The following is a 17,104-nucleotide window of genomic DNA, read 5'->3' as shown; positions in this document are numbered from 1 at the left end:
CGGGCCGCAAGTACCCCGGGTCAGCCGAGGGGCGCGAGCAGCTCGCGGAAGAACCGCGCCAGCAGGCCGGGCTCCAGCCAGAGCATGAAGGCCACGCCCCAGGCGCCGCCCCACAGATGGGCGCTGTGGTTGATGTTGTCGCGATTCTGTCGCTGGGCGTAGAGCGAGTAGCCGATATAGACCGCGGCAAACACGATGGCCGGGACCGGGATGAAGAACACGAACAGCAGGGACCACGGCTGGAGCAGGATGTAGGCGAACAGCACCGCGGACACCGCACCAGAGGCCCCCAGGGAGCGGTAGCCGGGATCGCGCAGATGGCGCAGGTGGCTGGGCAGGCTGGCGAGCACGATGGCGGCCAGATAGAACAGGACGAAGCCACCCATGCCGATCTCGGGCACCAGCACGCGCTCCATGGCCATGCCGAAGAAGAACAGCGTGATCATGTTGAACGCGAGATGGGTGCCGTCGGCATGGATGAAGCCGTGGGTCACCAGGCGCCAGTACTGGCCGCGTTGCACCGACGGTGGGTGATGGATCATCGCCTGCAGCCAGCGCGGGTTCTGCCATGCCAGCAGCGAGATCACGACCGTGGCAATGACGATGTAAAGGGTGATGCTGGGTTCAAAGTTCACCGGCAAACTCCTGCGAGCTGTAGCGCCAGGCCTGGAGCCCCATTGTCCAGCCGTCATGCCCCAGCCCGGCCTTCTGCAGCAAGGCATCGAGGAAGGCCTCGGGATCGGGTAGCTGCTCCCACACCGCGGGCAGGAAGGTCGCCCGCCGCGTCCCGGCCTGGATGACCAGGCCATCGCGCCCGGGCTGCAACTGCTGCAGCAGGGCCTCTCGATGCGGGGCATCCACGGGGTGCGCGGCGCTTAGCAGGGTCACCGAATACTCGAGCCCGACGAGTTCCTCCGGGCGCAGGCGGGGAAAGCGCGGATCATGGAGGGCGGCGGCCCGGGCGTTGTGCTGGACATCCGTGGCCAGGGGGCGATGGGCCTCCAGGCTGCCGATACAGCCGCGCAGGGCATCCCCCCGCTTTAGGGTCACGAAGCTGGCGCCCGGGTCGGCAAGCGGGGCGGGCTCCTCCGCGAGCGCGATACCGTCGGCGGCATGGTCGTGCGCGGCCCGGTGGATGGCGTCCGCTGCGAGTTCCAGCAGGCGCTCACGCGCCGGCGCGGACAGTTCGATGACGGGCGTCATTGCAGCATCCACGCGCCGTAGCCGACCACCTGGTCGCGTGGGCCGGCGGTGTCGCCGGAGTTGCGCTGGTCCAGAGTGGTAATGGCGAGACCCCGCTGCCGCGCCAGACGCAACAGACCCGCCAGCGGGCGGCAGCCGCAGGCCTGTTCCGGGCCCAGCGCGTGTTCGTCCAGGCGTTCGATCGCCCGGGTGGTGGCGGCATCCAGGCGGCTCGCCGTGGCGTAGTCATGGAAATGGGAGAGATCCGAGCTGACCACGACGAGGGTCTCCGGGCCGCCCCACAGGCGTTCCAGTACGTTCGCAACCTGTTCCGCGGGGGCATCCCCGACCACCAGCGGTACCAGCTCGAAGGACCCCAGGGCCACCTGCAGGAACGGCAGGTGCGCCTCCAGGCTGTGTTCCGGGCCGTGGGCGACGTCGAGTGCCTGGACGCCGGGCAGCCCCGCAATGGTATCCAGCGCCTTGTGATCCACGGGGACGTCGCCCAGGGGGCTGCGGTAGGCCGTGACCGTGGTGGTCGCGATCCCGTGGAAGGGCACGCGATGCGACGGGCCCAGCAGCACCACGCGCCGGATGCGGCCCGCCAGCGGGCGGATGCGGGCATAAGCCGAGGCCGCCACCGGGCCGGAGTAGGGGTAGCCGGCGTGCGGGGCGATCAGGGCCTTGGGCGGCGCCGCGTCGGGTGCCGGCCGGACGGCATCCAGCAGCCGGGTGACCGTGGCCCGCAGCTCGGCGGGGTCGGCCGGGTAGAACTGTCCCGCGATAGCGGGCTCGCGGACGCGGAGCGGGGCGCTCATTGGAGGTCTCCGTCGGACATTATGTCGTTGAATATCGGGGTTTCGGCCTCATATTCAAGGGTATGAACCACGAGCCGGACCGGATATGAACGACACCCCTGAACATGACGCCTTCACGGTGGCCACTCGCTACTGGCACAGCCTGGAGGATGGCCGCGTGCAATGCGACCTGTGCCCGCGCTACTGCAAGCTGAAGCCCGGGCAGCGCGGGGCCTGCTTTGTCCGCGCCAACCTCGACGATGCCGTGGTGCTGACCAGCTACGGGCGCTCCTCCGGCTACTGTGTCGACCCGATCGAGAAGAAGCCGCTCGACCACTTCCTGCCGGGCAGCCCGGTGCTCTCGTTCGGTACGGCGGGCTGCAACCTGGCCTGCAAGTTCTGCCAGAACTGGGATATCAGCAAGTCGCGCGAGATCGACACCCTGGCGGACCGTGCCGATCCCGAGACCATCGCCCGCGTGGCCGAGGCGCTGGGTTGCCGCGCGGTGGCCTTCACCTACAACGACCCGGTGATCTTCCATGAATACGCCATCGACGTCGCGGCTGCCTGCCGTGCGCGGGGCATCCGCTCGGTGGCGGTCACCGCCGGTTACATCACCGAACAGGCTCGCGGCGAGTTCTTTGCCGCCATGGACGCGGCGAACGTGGATCTAAAGGCGTTCACCGATCGCTTCTACCACAAGCTGACCGGGGCGCATCTGCAGCCGGTGCTCGACACCCTGGAGTGGCTGGTACACGAGACCGATACCTGGGTCGAGATCACCACGTTGCTGATCCCCGGCGAGAACGACAGCGACGCGGAGATTACGTCGATGGCGCAATGGATCCTGGAACACCTGGGCCCGGATGTGCCGCTGCACTTCACGGCCTTCCATCCGGATTTCAAAATGACGGAACACCGGCGCACGCCGATCGAGACCCTGCAGCGGGCACGCCGGATCGCCCGCGAGCAGGGCCTGCATCACGTGTACACCGGCAATGTGCACGATGCGGACGGCCAAAGCACCTGGTGTGCGGGGTGCGGGCAACGCCTGATCGGGCGCGACTGGTATGAACTGTCGGACTGGAATCTGACCGCCGATGGCTGTTGCAACGCCTGCGGGGCATCGGTCCCGGGTGTCTTCGAGTCCCGCCCCGGCACCTGGGGTGCCCGGCGTCAGTCGGTGCGGCTGGCCGACTTTCGAAGGGCTTGATTCACCGGGCTTGAAAAGTCCCTTTGGGCGACCTAGTTAATTCGCTAGACAGGGTTGGATTTCTACCGGAGGTGATGATCATGGACCTGCAAAAGCTCAAGCCGTGGAACTGGTTCAAGCGCGAGGAGGCGGCGAACCCGGAGGTGGTTCCGGCCCGTGGCGAGATGTCGGAGGTGCCCATGCGTGATCCGCTGATGCGCATGCACCGGGAGATGGACCGGATGTTCGAGGACTTCTTCGGTGCCGCTCTCGGCGGGCGCGGGCGCGATGCGGCCTCGCTGCTGCTCAAGCCCAGTGTGGATATTGCCGAGAGCCGCAAGGCCTACCGGATCACCGTCGAGGTGCCGGGTATCGAGGAGGACGCGATCGACCTGACCGTGGACGGCGACGACCTGATCATCTCCGGCGAGAAGAGCCAGGAAACCGACGAAGAAGACCAGGGCTATCATCGGGTCGAGCGGGCCTACGGGCAGTTCCGCCGGATCCTCAGCCTGCCGGGGGATGCGGATGTCGATGCGATCCAGGCGCGGTTCAAGAACGGCGTGCTGACGATCGACATTCCCCGCCGTGCGGAGGACGCGCGGCCGGGAGTGCGCCGGATCGAGATCGGCTCCTGACGAGCGAGATGCCCCCGCCGGCAGGTATGCGGTTTCCGTGGGGCGTTCCTCTGCGAACAGGCTATGAGGCAAGCGGATGACACGACGGATCGTGATTTGCGCGGACGGGACCTGGAATCGCCCCGAGGAGGACGTCGAGTCGGACGTGCCGACCAACGTGCTGCGTCTGGCGCGGGCCATCGCGCCCGCCGACGCCAGTGGTGACCCCCAGCAGGTCTTCTACGACTGGGGTGTCGGGGCGTACTACGCGAAGGTAACGGGCGGCGTGACCGGGCGGGGCATCCACAAGAACATCCAGGATGCCTATCGCTACATCGTCCAGAACTACGACCCCGGCAGCGAGATCTTTCTGTTCGGCTTCAGTCGCGGTGCCTACACCGTGCGCAGCCTGTGCGGGCTGATCAACAACTGCGGGATCCTGAGGCGCCCGGACGCGCGCCTGATCGAACAGGCCTTCCGTCACTACAAGAAGACCGCGGCCAGCCATGCGCCGGAGGGGTCGGCCTCGCGCGAGTTCCGGGCGGCGTATGCCCACCCCTCGCGGGAGATCCGCTTTGTCGGGGTCTGGGATACGGTGGGCGCCCTGGGCATCCCGTTCTCCCTGCTGGGGCTGTTCGACCGCACTGACGAGTTCTACGACACCAAGCTGGGCCCCAACGTGCGGGTCGCGCGGCATGCGATGGCGATCGACGAGACCCGCGCCGACTTCGAGCCGACCCTGTGGGAGCCGCGCCCGGGGCTGGACCTCAAACAGGTCTGGTTCAGCGGGGTGCATGCCGATGTGGGGGGCGGCTATGCCCCGGATACCGATGGGCGTCTGGCGTCGGAGGCGCCGCTCGCATGGATGATCGACCAGGCGCGGGCGGCCGGCCTGCAGGTGGAGCCACACCTGGTCGATGCCCTGCGGCCCGATCCACTGGCCCCGCTGCATCGTTCACGGCGGCACATCTATCGCTTGCGCCGCCGCCACCGGCGTCCATTGCACCAGCCGGGGTATCCGACGGAACTGCATCCCGGCGTCCTCGATCGGTACCAGCAGGATCCCGACTATCGGCCCGACAACCTGCGCGACCACGTGGTTGAGTGGGGCTGGCCGGATGCCGACTGATCAGTGTTTCCTCAAGATTGAGGCCGGTGCCAGTGAAATTCCCGCGGGCCGAGTAGTCGCTCGCATGGGGCGGGGGGGTGTCCGTTATGCTGTAGGGACCACGAACGGGGAGTTTTCCATGCAGCCTTTTCCCTCCAAGAATGTGTTTGGCGGGGCGCTCGAGCCCTGCGGCCGGGACCCGGTGACCGGCTTTTATCGCGACGGCCGTTGCGCCACGGGCTATGACGACCAGGGCATGCACACCGTGTGTGCCGAGGTCACGCGCGAGTTCCTGGATTTTTCCCTGGCGCAGGGGAATGATCTGATGACACCGGTACCGGAGTTCGGCTTCCCCGGCCTGGAGGCAGGGGATCGCTGGTGCCTGTGTGCCGCGCGCTGGCTGGAGGCCTACCGGGCGGGGGCGGCCCCGGGTGTGTTTCTGCGCGCCACGCACGAGGAGACCCTGGCGGTCATTCCGCTGGATATCCTGAAGGAACACGCGCGCGACCCGGCCGATTGAGCGGGGCAATCCACCGCGGAATATCGGCGCAGGGCCGGGATGGGGCCGGCCCGCTGTAAATTAGGGAGAGATACGGATGGATCCGAGCATGCCGGGCGCGAGCAGGCGCCCTGGACAGGGGTGGGGTGCGGTCGGGGTTCGGGCGGATGGCTGAGCACATGGCGGTTCCCGAGATTGAACGCTTCCGCATTCTGCGGACGCTGGGTGCCAGTACCCGCGACGGGCTCTACGTGGCGCACGATCCGGTACTGGACCGGCAGGTCGCGATTCGTACGCTGACCCAGGCGGGCGCCGACGAGCTCACCCGTCAGGCCCTGCTTGCGGACGCGCGTCGCCTGAGCCGCTTCCGGCATCCGAATATTGCGCCGATCTTCGAGGCGGGGAACTACGCTCAGGGCGTCTACCTGGTGTTCGAGTACGTTGAGGGCGAGACCCTGGACCGGATCCTGGCCGGGGGCGCGCTGCCGATTGATCGTGGCCTGGCCCTGATGCGCGAGCTGCTGGACGCCGCGGCGGCGGCCCATGAGCAGGGCATCCTGCACGGGACCCTGCAGCCGGCCAACGTGACCGTGAACCCCGAGGGGCATGCACGCATCACCGGGCTGGGCATGGCGCTGCCCGACGCCGCGGCCCGTGGCGAGAGCCACCTGCCGGACACCCCCTACTACCTGGCCCCGGAACAGCTGGCAGGCGAAGCGGCCAGCGAACGCTCCGACGTCTTCTCGCTGGGGGCCCTGTTCTTCGAGATGCTGACGGGTGAACGCGCCTTTGGAGGCGAGGATCCGGAGGCGATCCGGCAGTCGATGCTGGCGGCGGGGCTGGAGCCACCATCCGGTCGTACCGGTAATGGCGACGAGCGCTTCGATGCCCTGATCCTGCGGGCGACCCGCCCCGATCCGGCGGAACGCTTTGCCTCGGCCCGCGAGTTTCGCGAGGCACTGGTGGCGGCCCTGGAGGGGGAAGGCTCGCAGGACGCCGGGTCGCAGGATTTCATCCTGCGCAAGATCCGGCGCAAGCCGGATTTTCCCGGGATCTCCAGCCACATCCGCGAGATTACCCAGTGTTCCGATGACACCATGAAGCGTTCGGTGGCGGAGCTGTCGAACGCGGTGCTGAAGGATTACGCCACCACCCAGAAGCTGCTGCGACTGGCCAACTCGCCCTTTTACAGCAACTTCGGCGGCAATATCCGGACGGTGTCGCGCGCGATCGTGCTGCTTGGTTTCGAGCAGGTGCGCACGGCCGCGCTCGGGCTGGTGCTGTTCGAAAACCTCAAGGGCGGCCGGCATTCCGGTCGCCTGATGGAGGCCCTGGTCGGCACGCTGTTCAGCGCCATGCTGGCGCGCGATCTGGCGGAGCAGGTTGGCGGGGTGGAGAGCGAGCAGGCCTTCGTTTGCGCGCTGTTCCACGATATCGGGCGCATGCTGGTGCTGTACTACCTGCCCGAGGAAGCGGACGAGATCCGCATCCGTGTGGGTCAGGGCACGGGGGAGGACAGTGCCGCCCGCCAGGTGCTGGGGATCTCCTACGAGGCGCTGGCGCGCAGCGTACTGGAGGACTGGAATTTCCCGCGCGAGCTGGTGGCATCGGTAGAGCGCGCTCCATCCGGCATCCTGCCGGCGGCCCGGGATGCCGATCAGCGCCTGCATCGCATCGTGACCCTGGCCTCCGAGATGGGCCAGTGCATCACCCGCGCCGAGCGCGACCAGCAGGGGGCTTTGCTGACCGATCTGCGCCGGCGCTATGAACATGCCCTGGGCGTGGATGCGCGCGGCATGCAGCGGGCGATCCGCTCGGGACGCGAGCATATGGATCACTTCCTGGCGGTGGTCAAGCTGCCGCCGGAAGGTCGGGAACCGCTGAACCGCCTGAAGGCGAACCTGGGGGTACGCATTGATGACGGCGAAGCGGAGGCGCTGGAACCCGAGCCGGGAGCCGGGGATGCGCTCCCGCGGGCCGGGCAGGAGCCCGCCGTTCAGGCCGCGGCGCTGATGGAGGCCCTGACCGACATGCTGGACAGCATGGTCGTCGAGTTCGACCTGAACGCGCTGGTCCAGACGACGCTCGAGACGCTGTATCAGGCGCTGGGCCTGCGCCGGGTCATGCTGATGCTGGCGGACCGCGAGCACCGGGTCCTGGTGGCCCATACCGCGTTTGGTCAGGACGCGGAGACCCTGTCCGGTCGCTTGCGCCTGAGCGTAGCGGGCAAGGGCGACATCCTGTCCCTCGCCCTGGAGCAGCAAAAGGATCTGGTCATCAGCGACAGCCACGAGGCATCGATCAGCCGCTATATCCCCGATGAGTTCCGGCAGGCCCTGGATGCGCGCAGCTTCCTGTTGCTGCCCCTGGCGGTGCGGGATCGGTGTGTGGGATTGCTCTACCTGGAATTGCCGGAAGGCGTTTCGCTGGACCCGAGCGTGTTGCGGGCGCTGAAGGCGGTGCGCAACCAGCTGGCCCTGGCGATCCGCCAGGCGCGCGACTGACCGATCCGGCTGCGCGGGGGCTCAGCCCCCCGGGGCCTCGATAATGGCGTCCAGCGGGTTGTCCTCCGGCAGCGCGCGCATGCGGCCCTGGCGCAGCTCCTGGGCCACGCCCTGCAGGCTGTGGCGGCGGGCGTGCACGCCGTCGAGGGACAGGAAGAAGAAGCGCCGCGTCGTGTCGCCGCGCCAGATCAGGGCCAGGCGCCGCGGGTTCTCGCCGGCGTCGTCGCAGAATTCGAACCAGTCTCCGATGTCGAGCCCGATCGCGGCGAAGACGTGGTCGTCGTCGCGGTCCTGGTCCAGTGTCGGGTCGTCGTCCTCGTAGCGCACGGATTCGCGTGTCTGCAGCCGTGCCCGCGGGTCGAAGCGCTCGGCGTCCTCCGGGGCCCGCAGGCGGTAGAGGTGGGCCTTGCCCAGGTGCTGCACCAGGTCGCGGATGCGGTCGTCCCCCAGGCCCGCGGCGCGGGCGTGTTCCTTTGCCTCGACCACCAGCGGATTCACCTCGGCGGCGGTGGCCATGTTGCAGATGTGGCGCACGACCTGGCGCAGCACGCGATGCAGGGCCTCCCCGGCCTCGCCGGCGTCGTGCTCCACGGCCAGCACGGTCTCCCAGGACTGGAAGATCTCCTCGGCCGCGGTCTCCGGGAGGTCGGCCCCGGTCTCCAGCGCGGCCAGCGCCAGATTGCGTCGGGCCTGTTCGGCCCATTCCTCGGCGTTGGGCAGGTCGATCTGGGTGATCTGGCGGGCGTGCCAGAGGGCGTCCTCGTTCTCCACGCTCTCGAGGAACTGGTTCATCAGCACCTCGGCGCTGTCGCGGTCGAGGCGGTCGGCCCGGTTACGCAAGTATTCGATCGAACGCCGGATACAGCCCAGGTAGCGTTCCACATCCTCGCTGTCGGGTTCCGACTCCGGATTGATGCGTATGGCGACGTTGATCAGGCTCCCGATCCACAGGCGCAAGGGGTGCGAGCGGTCGCGGAAAAAGCCGAGATCCCGGATGACGGCGGTGGCCAGCGGGTACTGCATCTCGCCGATCTCGGCGCGCACGGCCGGGTTGAACCCCACCTCGCGGAAGATGTGGTCGAACAGCCCCTGCAGCAGGTCGTGGATGAACGGCATCAGCGAGGCGCGCGGGTCCGGCTGATCGGAGGGCATGACGAAGGCCGTCATCGGGGCCGCGTTGCCGGAGCCCGCGGAGCCCGCCGCTTGCCCGCCGCCATCACCTTCGACCGGGCGAAACACCGGGGACTGCACCATGTTCGAGGCCCAGGCGGCCCACTGTGCCGGGTCGGCCTCGGTGTCGGGCATGCGCGCGGGTTCGTCGGCCTCGGCCTTGCGCGTGGAGGGCCGCCACCCGGAGGTCGTCGTGGCGGGGTCGGCGTCCGGTTCCGCGGAGGCGTCGGTATCGCGTGCGCCGGCGAGGCGTTTCCACGAGGCGTTGCGGCGCAGGGTTTCGCTGGACTCGGGGGCGGCCGGTGTCTCGGTGATCAGCCCGCAGTGTTCGATCGCCTCGACCACGAAGGCCAGGGTGGGGGCCGCGGTCTTCTGCATGCAGTCCAGGTAGGAGCGCATCAGGTCCAGGGTCATCTCGGTCTTGCCGAAGTACAGCTCGCCAATCTCGATCAGGCGCTCGTACCAGTGCAGCGGTGACCAGGGCGCCCAGTTGGGATGCTCGAAGCGGTTCTTTTCGCGCGCGGCCTGGGTGAACACGTAGTGCGAGTAGCGGTTGTTCTCGCGCATCGAGCCTTCCAGCTTGTGCCGCAGCGACCGCCGCGTGGACTGGTAGTCGTCGAGGATGCTGAGACCGTCGTCCTGATCCGCGAACGCGACCCCCGAGAACTCGTACTGCGGGGGGTAGTCGTGGCTGCGGAAGTCCTCCATCAGGGTGTCCTGGAAGTCCCGGGTCACGCGCTTCTCGAACATGCGGAAGTCATTCGCCCACAGGAGGGGATTGCCCGTCACATTGCCCCAGGTGCGTCCGGCCTCCCATTCGTCGCGGGCCGTCGACAGGCAGCGCTCCAGGTGTTCGATCACCCGGGGCACGACCATCTCGGCGAGCTGCTCTCGCTGCACGATCGACAGCCCGGCCATCCCGGTCCATTTGCCGGAGGCCTTGAGCGGCTGGCGGGGGGAGCCAAGGAGGGTGTCCTGGTCGGCTGGCATGAGGCACTCCGGCGTGGGATCGTCGTCGCTGCGGGTCCATCGTCCCGCAAAATCGTGATGTGTGCACGGGTTCGGGGCGCCGAGCGTTAGCGATTCACGGCCGGCGCACTAACGGGCTGGCCTGGGGCGGGGCGTCTGGGTAGTGTAGAAAACAATACTGAAGGTGTGAGTTACGAGAGCGCCGGATGGCAAGCGGAGTGTTCCTGGCATGTCCTGGGGATTGATACAACAGGAGATTCCCGTCGCGGAGTTGCGGGTTGGCATGTACGTAAGCCAGCTCGACCGCCCGTGGCGGGATACGCCGTACTGGGTCGAGGGCATTCTGATCCGCTCGCAGGAGGACATCGACGAGCTGGCCCGCCATTGTCGCCACGTGTTCGTGGACCGGGAGAAGAGTGCCCCGGAGTCGCTGACCCGACTTGCGCCCGCCACCCGCGAAGCGGCGCTGACCGTAGCCGTTCCCGGTCGCGCCGAGGCGGCCCAGTTTCGGGGAATGACCGTCTACCGCGATCAGTGCAGCGTGGACGAGGAACTCCCGGCCGCAAGCGAGGCCTGGGCCACGGCCGGTACCATTCTCGATCGCATCCGGACCGAGATGGAGCGCAATCCCGGGGTGCGCGTCGCGGCGGCGCGGGAGGCCTCGGAGGCGCTGCGCGAGAGCGTGGAGCGCAATCCCGATGCTCTGTTGTTGCTGGCCCGACTGCGCGATTCCGGCGATGTCCTGTACGACCACTCCCTGCGGGTGTCCGTGCATCTGCTGGCGCTGGGACGGCACCTGGGGCTGGACCGCGGCGAGCTGTCGATCCTGGGGCTGGGCGGGCTGTTGATGGACGTGGGCAAGATGCAGTTGCCCCGAGCCTTGCTGGAGCGGGGAAAGCGGCTGTCCCCCAACGAGCGCCGCGAGATGCAGCGGCACGTGGAGTACGGCGAGCAGATCCTGCAGCGCTCCCACGGCATCCCCGATAAGGTCCGCGATATCGTCCTTCAGCATCACGAGCGCGAGGACGGTCGCGGCTATCCGCGGGGGCTGGTGGCCAACGAGATCAGCGCCTGCGCGCGGATGGCGGCGATCGTGGACTCCTACGAGGAACTGCTGGCGGATCGGCGCCTGGCGGGAACGCCCTTCGAGGCGCTCAAGGAACTGCGCGAGCATGGCCGCTGGGGATTGAACTCGGCGCTGGTCGACCAGTTCACGCACTGCGTGGGGCTGTTCCCGGTGGGCAGTCTTGTGGAGCTGGACAGCGGCGAGGTCGCCATCGTCCTGAGCCACCGGCGGACCCAGCGCTTCATGCCTCGGGTCATGCGCATCCTGGATCCGCAGCGTCAGCCTTACCCCGATCCGCTGGAACTCGACCTAGGGTCGACGGACCCGGAATCCGAGGGTGCGCAACGGCAGATCGTGCGCGATTTGCCGGCCGGGGCCTACGGAGTCGATCCTGCACGCTATTATCTCTAGAAAAGACTGAAAAAATGTCCGGTTTGGTTACAAGCGGCGGCCGGCGTCCCTGTGCCAGGTGAGTGGTTCCTGGTCCGCTACAGCGTTCGTGGCACACGGCCGGACCGAACGGATTCAGTCTTTTCCTGGAGGCGCCGCGCGGGCGCAATGCCGGAGCCCAGCGATGTTGTCGAATCTATCGGACTATCCAGCCTTTCTCGAACGCCTGCAGGCGGGTTGCGGTGCGCGTTCGCCGGCCCTGGCCGTGGTCGATCTGGAGGGCTTGGGCGATATTGATGCCGCCCTGGGTTATGACGTGACGGACCGGTTGCTGCGCCAGGCCGGCGAGGCTCTGGCGACCGCCTTGCCGGGCGGGTTCGTCGGGATGACGGGACGCCACCAGCTCGCCTGCATGCTGCCCCATGTGGACGGCAGCGGATTCGCCGAGCTGGCGGGCCACAAGATGCTGCGGGTGCTGGGCGAGCCTTTTCCCTGCGGCGAGCGCGAGGTGCTCCTGTGGCCGCGGGTCGGACTGGCCCTGTCCCGGGGCGGGCGCGCCGTAGCCCCGCCGACCCTGCTGGCCCAGGCCTGTGCGGCGATGCGCAAGGCTCGGCGTGAACGGGTCCGCCTGCGCCTGCATGCCCCCGACGCAGCCGAGACGATGCTGGAGGGTGTCGACCTGTGGTCGCAGCTGGGCGATGCGATCGAGGAGGGAGCCCTGCACCTCGAGTATCAGCCGCAGATCGCCCTGGCTTCGGGGCGGGTGGAATCGGCCGAGGCCCTGCTGCGCTGGGATCACCCGGAATATGGCGCGATCCGGCCGGACACCATGGTGCGCGCGGCGGAGGGGACCGATCTGATGCCGCGCCTGACCCACTGGGTCTTCAACACCGCGTTGCGCCAGTGCGCCGAATACCGCCAGGCCGGGCTGGGCGTCGGGGTGTCGGTGAACTTTTCCGCGGATGATCTGCAGGAGCCGGAGGTGGTGGACCTGGTGGCCCAGTCGCTGGACCTCTGGGGCGTGCCACCCGAGCAGGTCACGATCGAACTGACCGAGACGGCGGTGATGGAGAGCCACGATGCCACCGCGCGCGACGCCCTGCACAGCATGAAGGGGCTCGGGCTGCGCCTCTCCATGGACGACTTCGGCATCGGCTATTCATCCATGGAGCGGCTGCTGCGCATGCCCCTGGACGAACTCAAGATCGACATGACCTTTGTCCACGAACTCAGCGCCAGTCCCCCGCATCAGCGCATCGTGGAGTCCATGGTCGGCCTTGGACACAAACTGGGCCTGACGGTCGTGGCTGAAGGGGTCGAGGACGAGGACACGCTGACCCGTCTGCGGGCCCTGGACTGTGATCTGGTGCAGGGGTTCTACCTCGGCCGGCCGGCCCGCCTGGGATACTTCATGGAGCAGATGTTGCGGACGCGCGATTGACAGCGCTGGCCTGATGCGTTCGCTGCCTATCCTGTCGATCGTGAACGCAGGTACAGGTGGATCACGATCCAGTCGTACAGGGCGTGGGTGACGATGACCACCAGCAGGTTGCCGGTGAGGTGGTACAGCACCCCGAGGTACAGCCCGATGATCGTGGCGAACACGAAATACAGGCGGCTGATCGAATGGGCCAGTCCAAAGACCACCGCGGCGGCGACGATGGCCCACTCGGCGGACCAGCGTTCGGTCAGCCACCCCTGCAGCACACCCCGCACCAGCAGTTCCTCGCCCACGCCCGCGAGGATGGAGATCAGCAGCACGGCACCGGGCAGGGCGTGCCGAAAGAGCTGGTGCACAAAATCCCGCACCTGATCGGCCAGGGCACGATAGGGCTCCCAGCCACTGATGGCGAGCGCGCCCAGCAGGATCAGCATGGGCAGTACGGCGAGGGCGCCCAGGGCGGCGGCGTCCAGGCTCCACTCGATCCGCTCGGCCAGCGGGATCCCGGCAACGCGGGCCAGGATCAGGGCGAGCGGGATCAGCGCGGCCTGAAAGACCAGGCCGGCCAGCAATGGGTGCCGCGCGATGGCCTTACGCAGGCTCATGGCAGGGTGGACGGATTCATTCGCGAGAGGATGCCCGATCCCGGGGGCGGTTGTCCCGCACGAAAAAAACCCGCGCCGCCGGACGGGCGGGCGCGGGGTGGAGTGAAGGCCCTGGATGGCCCGTGGGGGTCGTCAGGTCCTGGCTTCCTCGATGCGGATCAGGGCCAGTTCGTGGAACAGCCCCTTCATCAGGCTGATGCACATCAGCAGCAGCACGATGACAAACGGCAGGCCGGTACTGACCGCCCCGGCCTGCAGGGCGTTGAGGGCCGCGGCCCCGCCAACCGCCAGCAGGACACCGGCGACCACGCCCTCGGTGGTGGCCCAGAACAGGCGCTGGGACTGCGGGGCATCGGTCTTGCCGCCCGAGGTGATGGAATCGATCACCAGCGAACCGGAATCCGACGAGGTGATGAAGAACACCAGCACCAGGGCGATGGCCAGGAACGAGGTGATCGCCGTGAACGGCAGGTGTTCCAGCATCTGGAACAGCGCCAGCGACGAGTCGGAGATGCCGTCGGCCAGGGCGCCGATCCCCTCGCGTGCCTGGTCCAGGCCGGAGCCGCCGAAGGCGCTCATCCAGATCACCGTGACCAGGGTCGGCACCAGCAAGACGGCGGTGACGAACTGGCGCACGGTGCGCCCGCGGGAGACGCGCGCGATGAACATGCCGACGAACGGCGACCAGGAGATCCACCAGGCCCAGAAGAAGATCGTCCAGGCGTGGTAGAAGGTCTCGTCCTCGCGCCCGACCGGGTTGCTGAGCGGCAGGATGTACTGCACGTAGCCGCCGACCGTAGTGCCGACGCTGGACAGGAACGCCAGAACCCCTCCGGCCACCATCACGAACAGCAGCAGCAGCGCGGCGAACAGCAGGTTGATGTTGCTCAGGACCTTCACGCCGCCATGGATGCCGCGCATGATCGACAGCAGGGCGATGATGGTCACGCCGATGATGATGGCGACCTGCGTATTCAGGCCCGAGTCGATGCCGAACAGGAATTCCATTCCCGAGGCGGCCTGCTGTGCCCCCAGGCCCAGCGAGGTGGCCAGGCCGAACATGGTGGCCAGTACGGCCAGGGTATCGATCACGTGACCGATCGGCCCCCAGACGCGCTCGCCGAGGAGGGGATAGAAGGCCGAACGGATGGTCAGCGGAAGGCCCTTGTTGTAGGCGAAGAACGCGAGCGCCAGGCCGACCACCGCGTAGATCGCCCAGGGATGCAGGCCCCAGTGATACATGGTTGCGCCCAGCGCCGCCTGGCGGGATTCCTCGGTCCCGCCTTCGATGCCCAGGGGTGTGCCGAACCATTCGGTGAAGTAACCAACGGGCTCGGCCACGCTCCAGAACATCAGGCCGATACCCATGCCGGCGGCAAACAGCATGGAGAACCAGGAGATCACGGAGAACTCCGGCTTGGCGTCCTGGCCGCCAATGCGGATGCGCCCGATCGGCAGCAGGATCAGGGCCAGACAGAACAGAACGAAGATGTTGCCGGCCGACAGGAACAGCCAGTCGAAGGTGCGGCCGATCCACTGGCGCGTGGCGTCGAGGTGTTCGTTGGCCTGTTCCGGAAAGATCAGGGACAGGATGACGAATACGACGATCAGGAATGCGCTGACCACGAAGACCGGGTTGTGCAGGTCCAGCCCCAGCGGATTGATGTTCTGCTCGCCAATCTCGTGGTCGGTGTCGTATTCGGCTTCCAGTGCCTCTTTCTGTTTTTCCAGGTCCTGCGGATTCTCGCTCACCGTCTCCTCCTTGGCTTTTTTCTGGCATGTTGCCTTGGCCGAATGTCGGCCCGTCGCAACCCTGTCGAGTAAAGACACTGCACCACAAAAATGCAAAGGGCCGGTCCAGAATGCGTTTTACCGGCGTGAGGGAGGGGCCCGGCGCCTCAGCGGCGCGACAGCTCGCAGAGGGCGCGGACATGGGCCGCCGCGCTGCGCCCGAGCGACGAGAAGTCGTATCCACCCTCCAGCATGGAGACCAGGCGCCCGCCAGCGTGGCGCGCGGCGACATCGACCAGGGCACGCGAAATCCAGGCGAAGTCGTCTTCCGCCAGGTGCAGGCTGGCCAGGTGGTCGTCCCGGTGGCCGTCGAACCCGGCCGAGACCAGCACCAGCTCCGGCTGAAAGAGATCCAGAGCGGGCAGCCAGTCGCGTTCGATCGCGGCGCGAAAGTTTGCGCCGTCGGTGCCGGCGGCCAGGGGCGTGTGGATCAGGTGATCGCGTTCGGCCAGCGGTGTGCCCGGGTAGAACGGGTGCTGGAAGGAAGAGCAGTAGAGCACCCGAGGGTCCTCCCGGAAGATGTCCTCGGTCCCGTTCCCGTGGTGGACGTCGAAGTCCGCGATCGCCACGCGCGCGAGGCCGTAGCGCGCCAGCGCGTGGGCGGCCGCCACCGCGATGTTGTTGAACAGACAAAAGCCCATGGCCCGCTCGCGTTCGGCGTGATGGCCGGGCGGGCGGACGGCGCAGAAGACATGGTCGGCTTCCCCCTCCATCACGGCCCGCACGCCCGCGACTCCGGCCCCGGCCGCGTGCAGGGCGGCCGCCAGCGAGCCTTCGTTCATGACGGTGTCCGCGTCGAGCATCGTCTGCTGCCCGGGCGCCGGGGCGCTGGCCCGTATGCGTGCGACATGCGCCGGGCTGTGGACCCGCTCGAGTTGCGCGTCGGTGGCCGGGGGCGCATCCAGCAGGATCAGGCCTTCCAGCAGGCCTTCGTCGAGCAGGGCATTGCGGATCGCGTGCAGGCGGCCGGGGCGCTCCGGGTGGGTCGGGCCTGGATCGTGCAGCAGGCAGTCGGGGTGCGAGATATAGGCCGTATGGGTCATGGTCAGCCTCCGTCGGGGCACCTCCTGCGAGTATAGGGGGCAGACGGCGGCCAATGCGGTGGCCCCGTGCGGCCCCAGCCGGTACGGTAGGACGCGGGATCAATCCATGGTGCAGAGGAGATGTGCATGAAGGCCTTGCTGATCGACCCGGAGAAGCAGACGATCGAGGCGGTGGAGGTGGAAGGGCGCGAGGATATCGCGCGGCTGATCGGTTTCGATACGCTCGAGTCCGACGAGATCGGTCCCGATGGTGACCGCCTGTTCTTCGACGAGGAGTGCTTCCTGCGGGGGACGACCGGGCGTTTCCAGATCGACAACGTGATCCCGGTGTCGGGCAAGGGCCTGGTGGTGGGGAGCCGCGACGACGGCGCCAGCCTGCAGGACGTCGTCTCCGACCCGGATGCCCTGCGGGCGCGGATGAAATACCTCTAGGTGTGGAGTCTCACAAGGTTGTCCTCTGAGCTGGTCTAATTTCCGTGGACACCTCGTTAGGTGGGACGATACCCCCTGGACGAGGAGAACAACCATGGCACGCAAGCGCCGAAGTTTTTCAAGCGAATACAAGGAGCGCGTGGCCCGGATGGTGGTCGATGACGGTCTGGAGGTCTCGGTCGTATGCCGGGATCAGGATCTAGGCGAGACGGCCGTTCGCCGCTGGGTCGATCAACTCAAGGCGGAGCGCACGGGGCAACCGGGCGAGGGTCGGCCGCTGACGGCGGAACAGCAACGG

The 17,104-nt window shown here is 67.6% G+C and carries 16 protein-coding genes; 9 read left to right on the top strand and 7 right to left on the bottom strand.

Features of this window, described 5'->3' with window-relative positions:
- Window positions 1–20 precede the first annotated feature (20 nt).
- From D106_RS0110810 to amrB, 3 genes are read right to left on the bottom strand one after another with little or no spacing between them, the layout of a single operon-like run.
- Window positions 21–635, bottom strand: a complete 615-nt coding sequence (locus tag D106_RS0110810; RefSeq protein WP_018880028.1) for a rhomboid family intramembrane serine protease — start codon at window positions 633–635, stop codon at window positions 21–23.
- On the bottom strand, window positions 625–1,203 hold the full coding sequence (gene amrA / locus D106_RS0110805; RefSeq protein ID WP_018880027.1) for an AmmeMemoRadiSam system protein A: 579 nt from the start codon (window positions 1,201–1,203) through the stop codon (window positions 625–627). Before amrA ends, D106_RS0110810 begins: the two co-directional genes overlap by 11 nt.
- The gene (gene amrB / locus D106_RS0110800; RefSeq protein WP_018866114.1) at window positions 1,200–2,000 is read right to left on the bottom strand and encodes an AmmeMemoRadiSam system protein B; all 801 of its coding nucleotides are present in this window, start codon (window positions 1,998–2,000) and stop codon (window positions 1,200–1,202) included. The genes amrA and amrB overlap by 4 nt, the downstream gene beginning before the upstream one ends.
- 85 nt (window positions 2,001–2,085) lie before the next feature.
- On the opposite strand from amrB, the gene amrS reads away from it, so the two are divergent.
- The 5 genes from amrS to D106_RS0110775 all read left to right on the top strand — a co-directional run bounded on the left by amrS (window position 2,086) and on the right by D106_RS0110775 (window position 7,899).
- Entirely contained in the window at window positions 2,086–3,192 is a 1,107-nt protein-coding gene (amrS, locus tag D106_RS0110795; protein ID WP_018880026.1) for an AmmeMemoRadiSam system radical SAM enzyme, read from the top strand.
- An 80-nt stretch (window positions 3,193–3,272) separates the two neighbouring features.
- Complete coding sequence (locus D106_RS0110790; RefSeq protein ID WP_026280648.1) at window positions 3,273–3,809, top strand: Hsp20/alpha crystallin family protein; 537 nt, start codon at window positions 3,273–3,275, stop codon at window positions 3,807–3,809.
- Window positions 3,810–3,885: 76 nt separating this feature from the next.
- The gene (locus tag D106_RS0110785) at window positions 3,886–4,917 is read left to right on the top strand and encodes a DUF2235 domain-containing protein (protein WP_018880024.1); all 1,032 of its coding nucleotides are present in this window, start codon (window positions 3,886–3,888) and stop codon (window positions 4,915–4,917) included.
- A 118-nt stretch (window positions 4,918–5,035) separates the two neighbouring features.
- Complete coding sequence (locus D106_RS0110780) at window positions 5,036–5,416, top strand: DUF2237 family protein (RefSeq protein ID WP_018866118.1); 381 nt, start codon at window positions 5,036–5,038, stop codon at window positions 5,414–5,416.
- Between the two features lie 158 nt (window positions 5,417–5,574).
- A complete protein-coding gene (locus D106_RS0110775; protein ID WP_018880023.1) occupies window positions 5,575–7,899 on the top strand; it encodes an HDOD domain-containing protein in 2,325 nt (774 codons plus the stop codon).
- Window positions 7,900–7,920: 21 nt separating this feature from the next.
- Here D106_RS0110775 and D106_RS0110770 read toward each other — a convergent pair whose 3' ends face one another.
- Complete coding sequence (locus D106_RS0110770; protein ID WP_018880022.1) at window positions 7,921–10,059, bottom strand: DUF1631 family protein; 2,139 nt, start codon at window positions 10,057–10,059, stop codon at window positions 7,921–7,923.
- A 208-nt stretch (window positions 10,060–10,267) separates the two neighbouring features.
- Between D106_RS0110770 and D106_RS0110765 the strand changes: the two genes are divergently transcribed.
- Entirely contained in the window at window positions 10,268–11,515 is a 1,248-nt protein-coding gene (locus D106_RS0110765; RefSeq protein WP_051077461.1) for an HD-GYP domain-containing protein, read from the top strand.
- Window positions 11,516–11,678: 163 nt separating this feature from the next.
- Window positions 11,679–12,935 carry a bifunctional diguanylate cyclase/phosphodiesterase gene (locus tag D106_RS0110760; RefSeq protein WP_018866122.1) on the top strand — a complete coding sequence of 419 codons (1,257 nt, stop codon included), beginning with the start codon at window positions 11,679–11,681 and terminating at the stop codon, window positions 12,933–12,935.
- Between the two features lie 26 nt (window positions 12,936–12,961).
- On the opposite strand, the gene D106_RS0110755 is transcribed toward D106_RS0110760, so the two are convergent.
- The 3 genes from D106_RS0110755 to D106_RS0110745 form a co-directional block, all read right to left on the bottom strand.
- Window positions 12,962–13,540 (bottom strand): CPBP family intramembrane glutamic endopeptidase, encoded by a 579-nt coding sequence (locus tag D106_RS0110755; protein WP_018876374.1) that lies wholly within the window; start codon window positions 13,538–13,540, stop codon window positions 12,962–12,964.
- A 132-nt stretch (window positions 13,541–13,672) separates the two neighbouring features.
- Window positions 13,673–15,292 (bottom strand): BCCT family transporter, encoded by a 1,620-nt coding sequence (locus tag D106_RS0110750; protein WP_018880020.1) that lies wholly within the window; start codon window positions 15,290–15,292, stop codon window positions 13,673–13,675.
- 146 nt (window positions 15,293–15,438) lie between these two features.
- Entirely contained in the window at window positions 15,439–16,374 is a 936-nt protein-coding gene (locus tag D106_RS0110745) for a histone deacetylase family protein (RefSeq protein ID WP_018880019.1), read from the bottom strand.
- A gap of 126 nt (window positions 16,375–16,500) precedes the next feature.
- Here D106_RS0110745 and D106_RS0110740 point away from each other — a divergent pair, with 126 nt between their 5' ends.
- Both D106_RS0110740 and D106_RS14305 read left to right on the top strand, forming a co-directional pair.
- A complete protein-coding gene (locus D106_RS0110740; RefSeq protein WP_018880018.1) occupies window positions 16,501–16,806 on the top strand; it encodes a hypothetical protein in 306 nt (101 codons plus the stop codon).
- Between the two features lie 94 nt (window positions 16,807–16,900).
- The coding region (locus D106_RS14305; RefSeq protein WP_018880017.1) for a transposase at window positions 16,901–17,104 on the top strand (204 nt) is incomplete at its 3' end.

The sequence above is a fragment of the Thioalkalivibrio sp. ALE9 genome, from assembly GCF_000377445.1.
GTDB lineage: Bacteria > Pseudomonadota > Gammaproteobacteria > Ectothiorhodospirales > Ectothiorhodospiraceae > Thioalkalivibrio.
The sequence above is the reverse complement of the archived record's forward strand: the minus strand, read 5'-3'. Positions and strand labels throughout refer to the sequence as shown.

Coding starts and splice junctions, on each gene's coding strand:
- amrA (WP_018880027.1), bottom strand. CDS start 1,203: ATGACGCCCGTCATCGAACTGTCCGCGCCGGCGCGTGAGCGCCTGCTG.
- amrB (WP_018866114.1), bottom strand. CDS start 2,000: ATGAGCGCCCCGCTCCGCGTCCGCGAGCCCGCTATCGCGGGACAGTTC.
- amrS (WP_018880026.1), top strand. CDS start 2,086: ATGAACGACACCCCTGAACATGACGCCTTCACGGTGGCCACTCGCTAC.
- D106_RS0110790 (WP_026280648.1), top strand. CDS start 3,273: ATGGACCTGCAAAAGCTCAAGCCGTGGAACTGGTTCAAGCGCGAGGAG.
- D106_RS0110785 (WP_018880024.1), top strand. CDS start 3,886: ATGACACGACGGATCGTGATTTGCGCGGACGGGACCTGGAATCGCCCC.
- D106_RS0110780 (WP_018866118.1), top strand. CDS start 5,036: ATGCAGCCTTTTCCCTCCAAGAATGTGTTTGGCGGGGCGCTCGAGCCC.
- D106_RS0110775 (WP_018880023.1), top strand. CDS start 5,575: ATGGCGGTTCCCGAGATTGAACGCTTCCGCATTCTGCGGACGCTGGGT.
- D106_RS0110770 (WP_018880022.1), bottom strand. CDS start 10,059: ATGCCAGCCGACCAGGACACCCTCCTTGGCTCCCCCCGCCAGCCGCTC.
- D106_RS0110765 (WP_051077461.1), top strand. CDS start 10,268: ATGTCCTGGGGATTGATACAACAGGAGATTCCCGTCGCGGAGTTGCGG.
- D106_RS0110760 (WP_018866122.1), top strand. CDS start 11,679: ATGTTGTCGAATCTATCGGACTATCCAGCCTTTCTCGAACGCCTGCAG.
- D106_RS0110755 (WP_018876374.1), bottom strand. CDS start 13,540: ATGAGCCTGCGTAAGGCCATCGCGCGGCACCCATTGCTGGCCGGCCTG.
- D106_RS0110745 (WP_018880019.1), bottom strand. CDS start 16,374: ATGACCCATACGGCCTATATCTCGCACCCCGACTGCCTGCTGCACGAT.
- D106_RS0110740 (WP_018880018.1), top strand. CDS start 16,501: ATGAAGGCCTTGCTGATCGACCCGGAGAAGCAGACGATCGAGGCGGTG.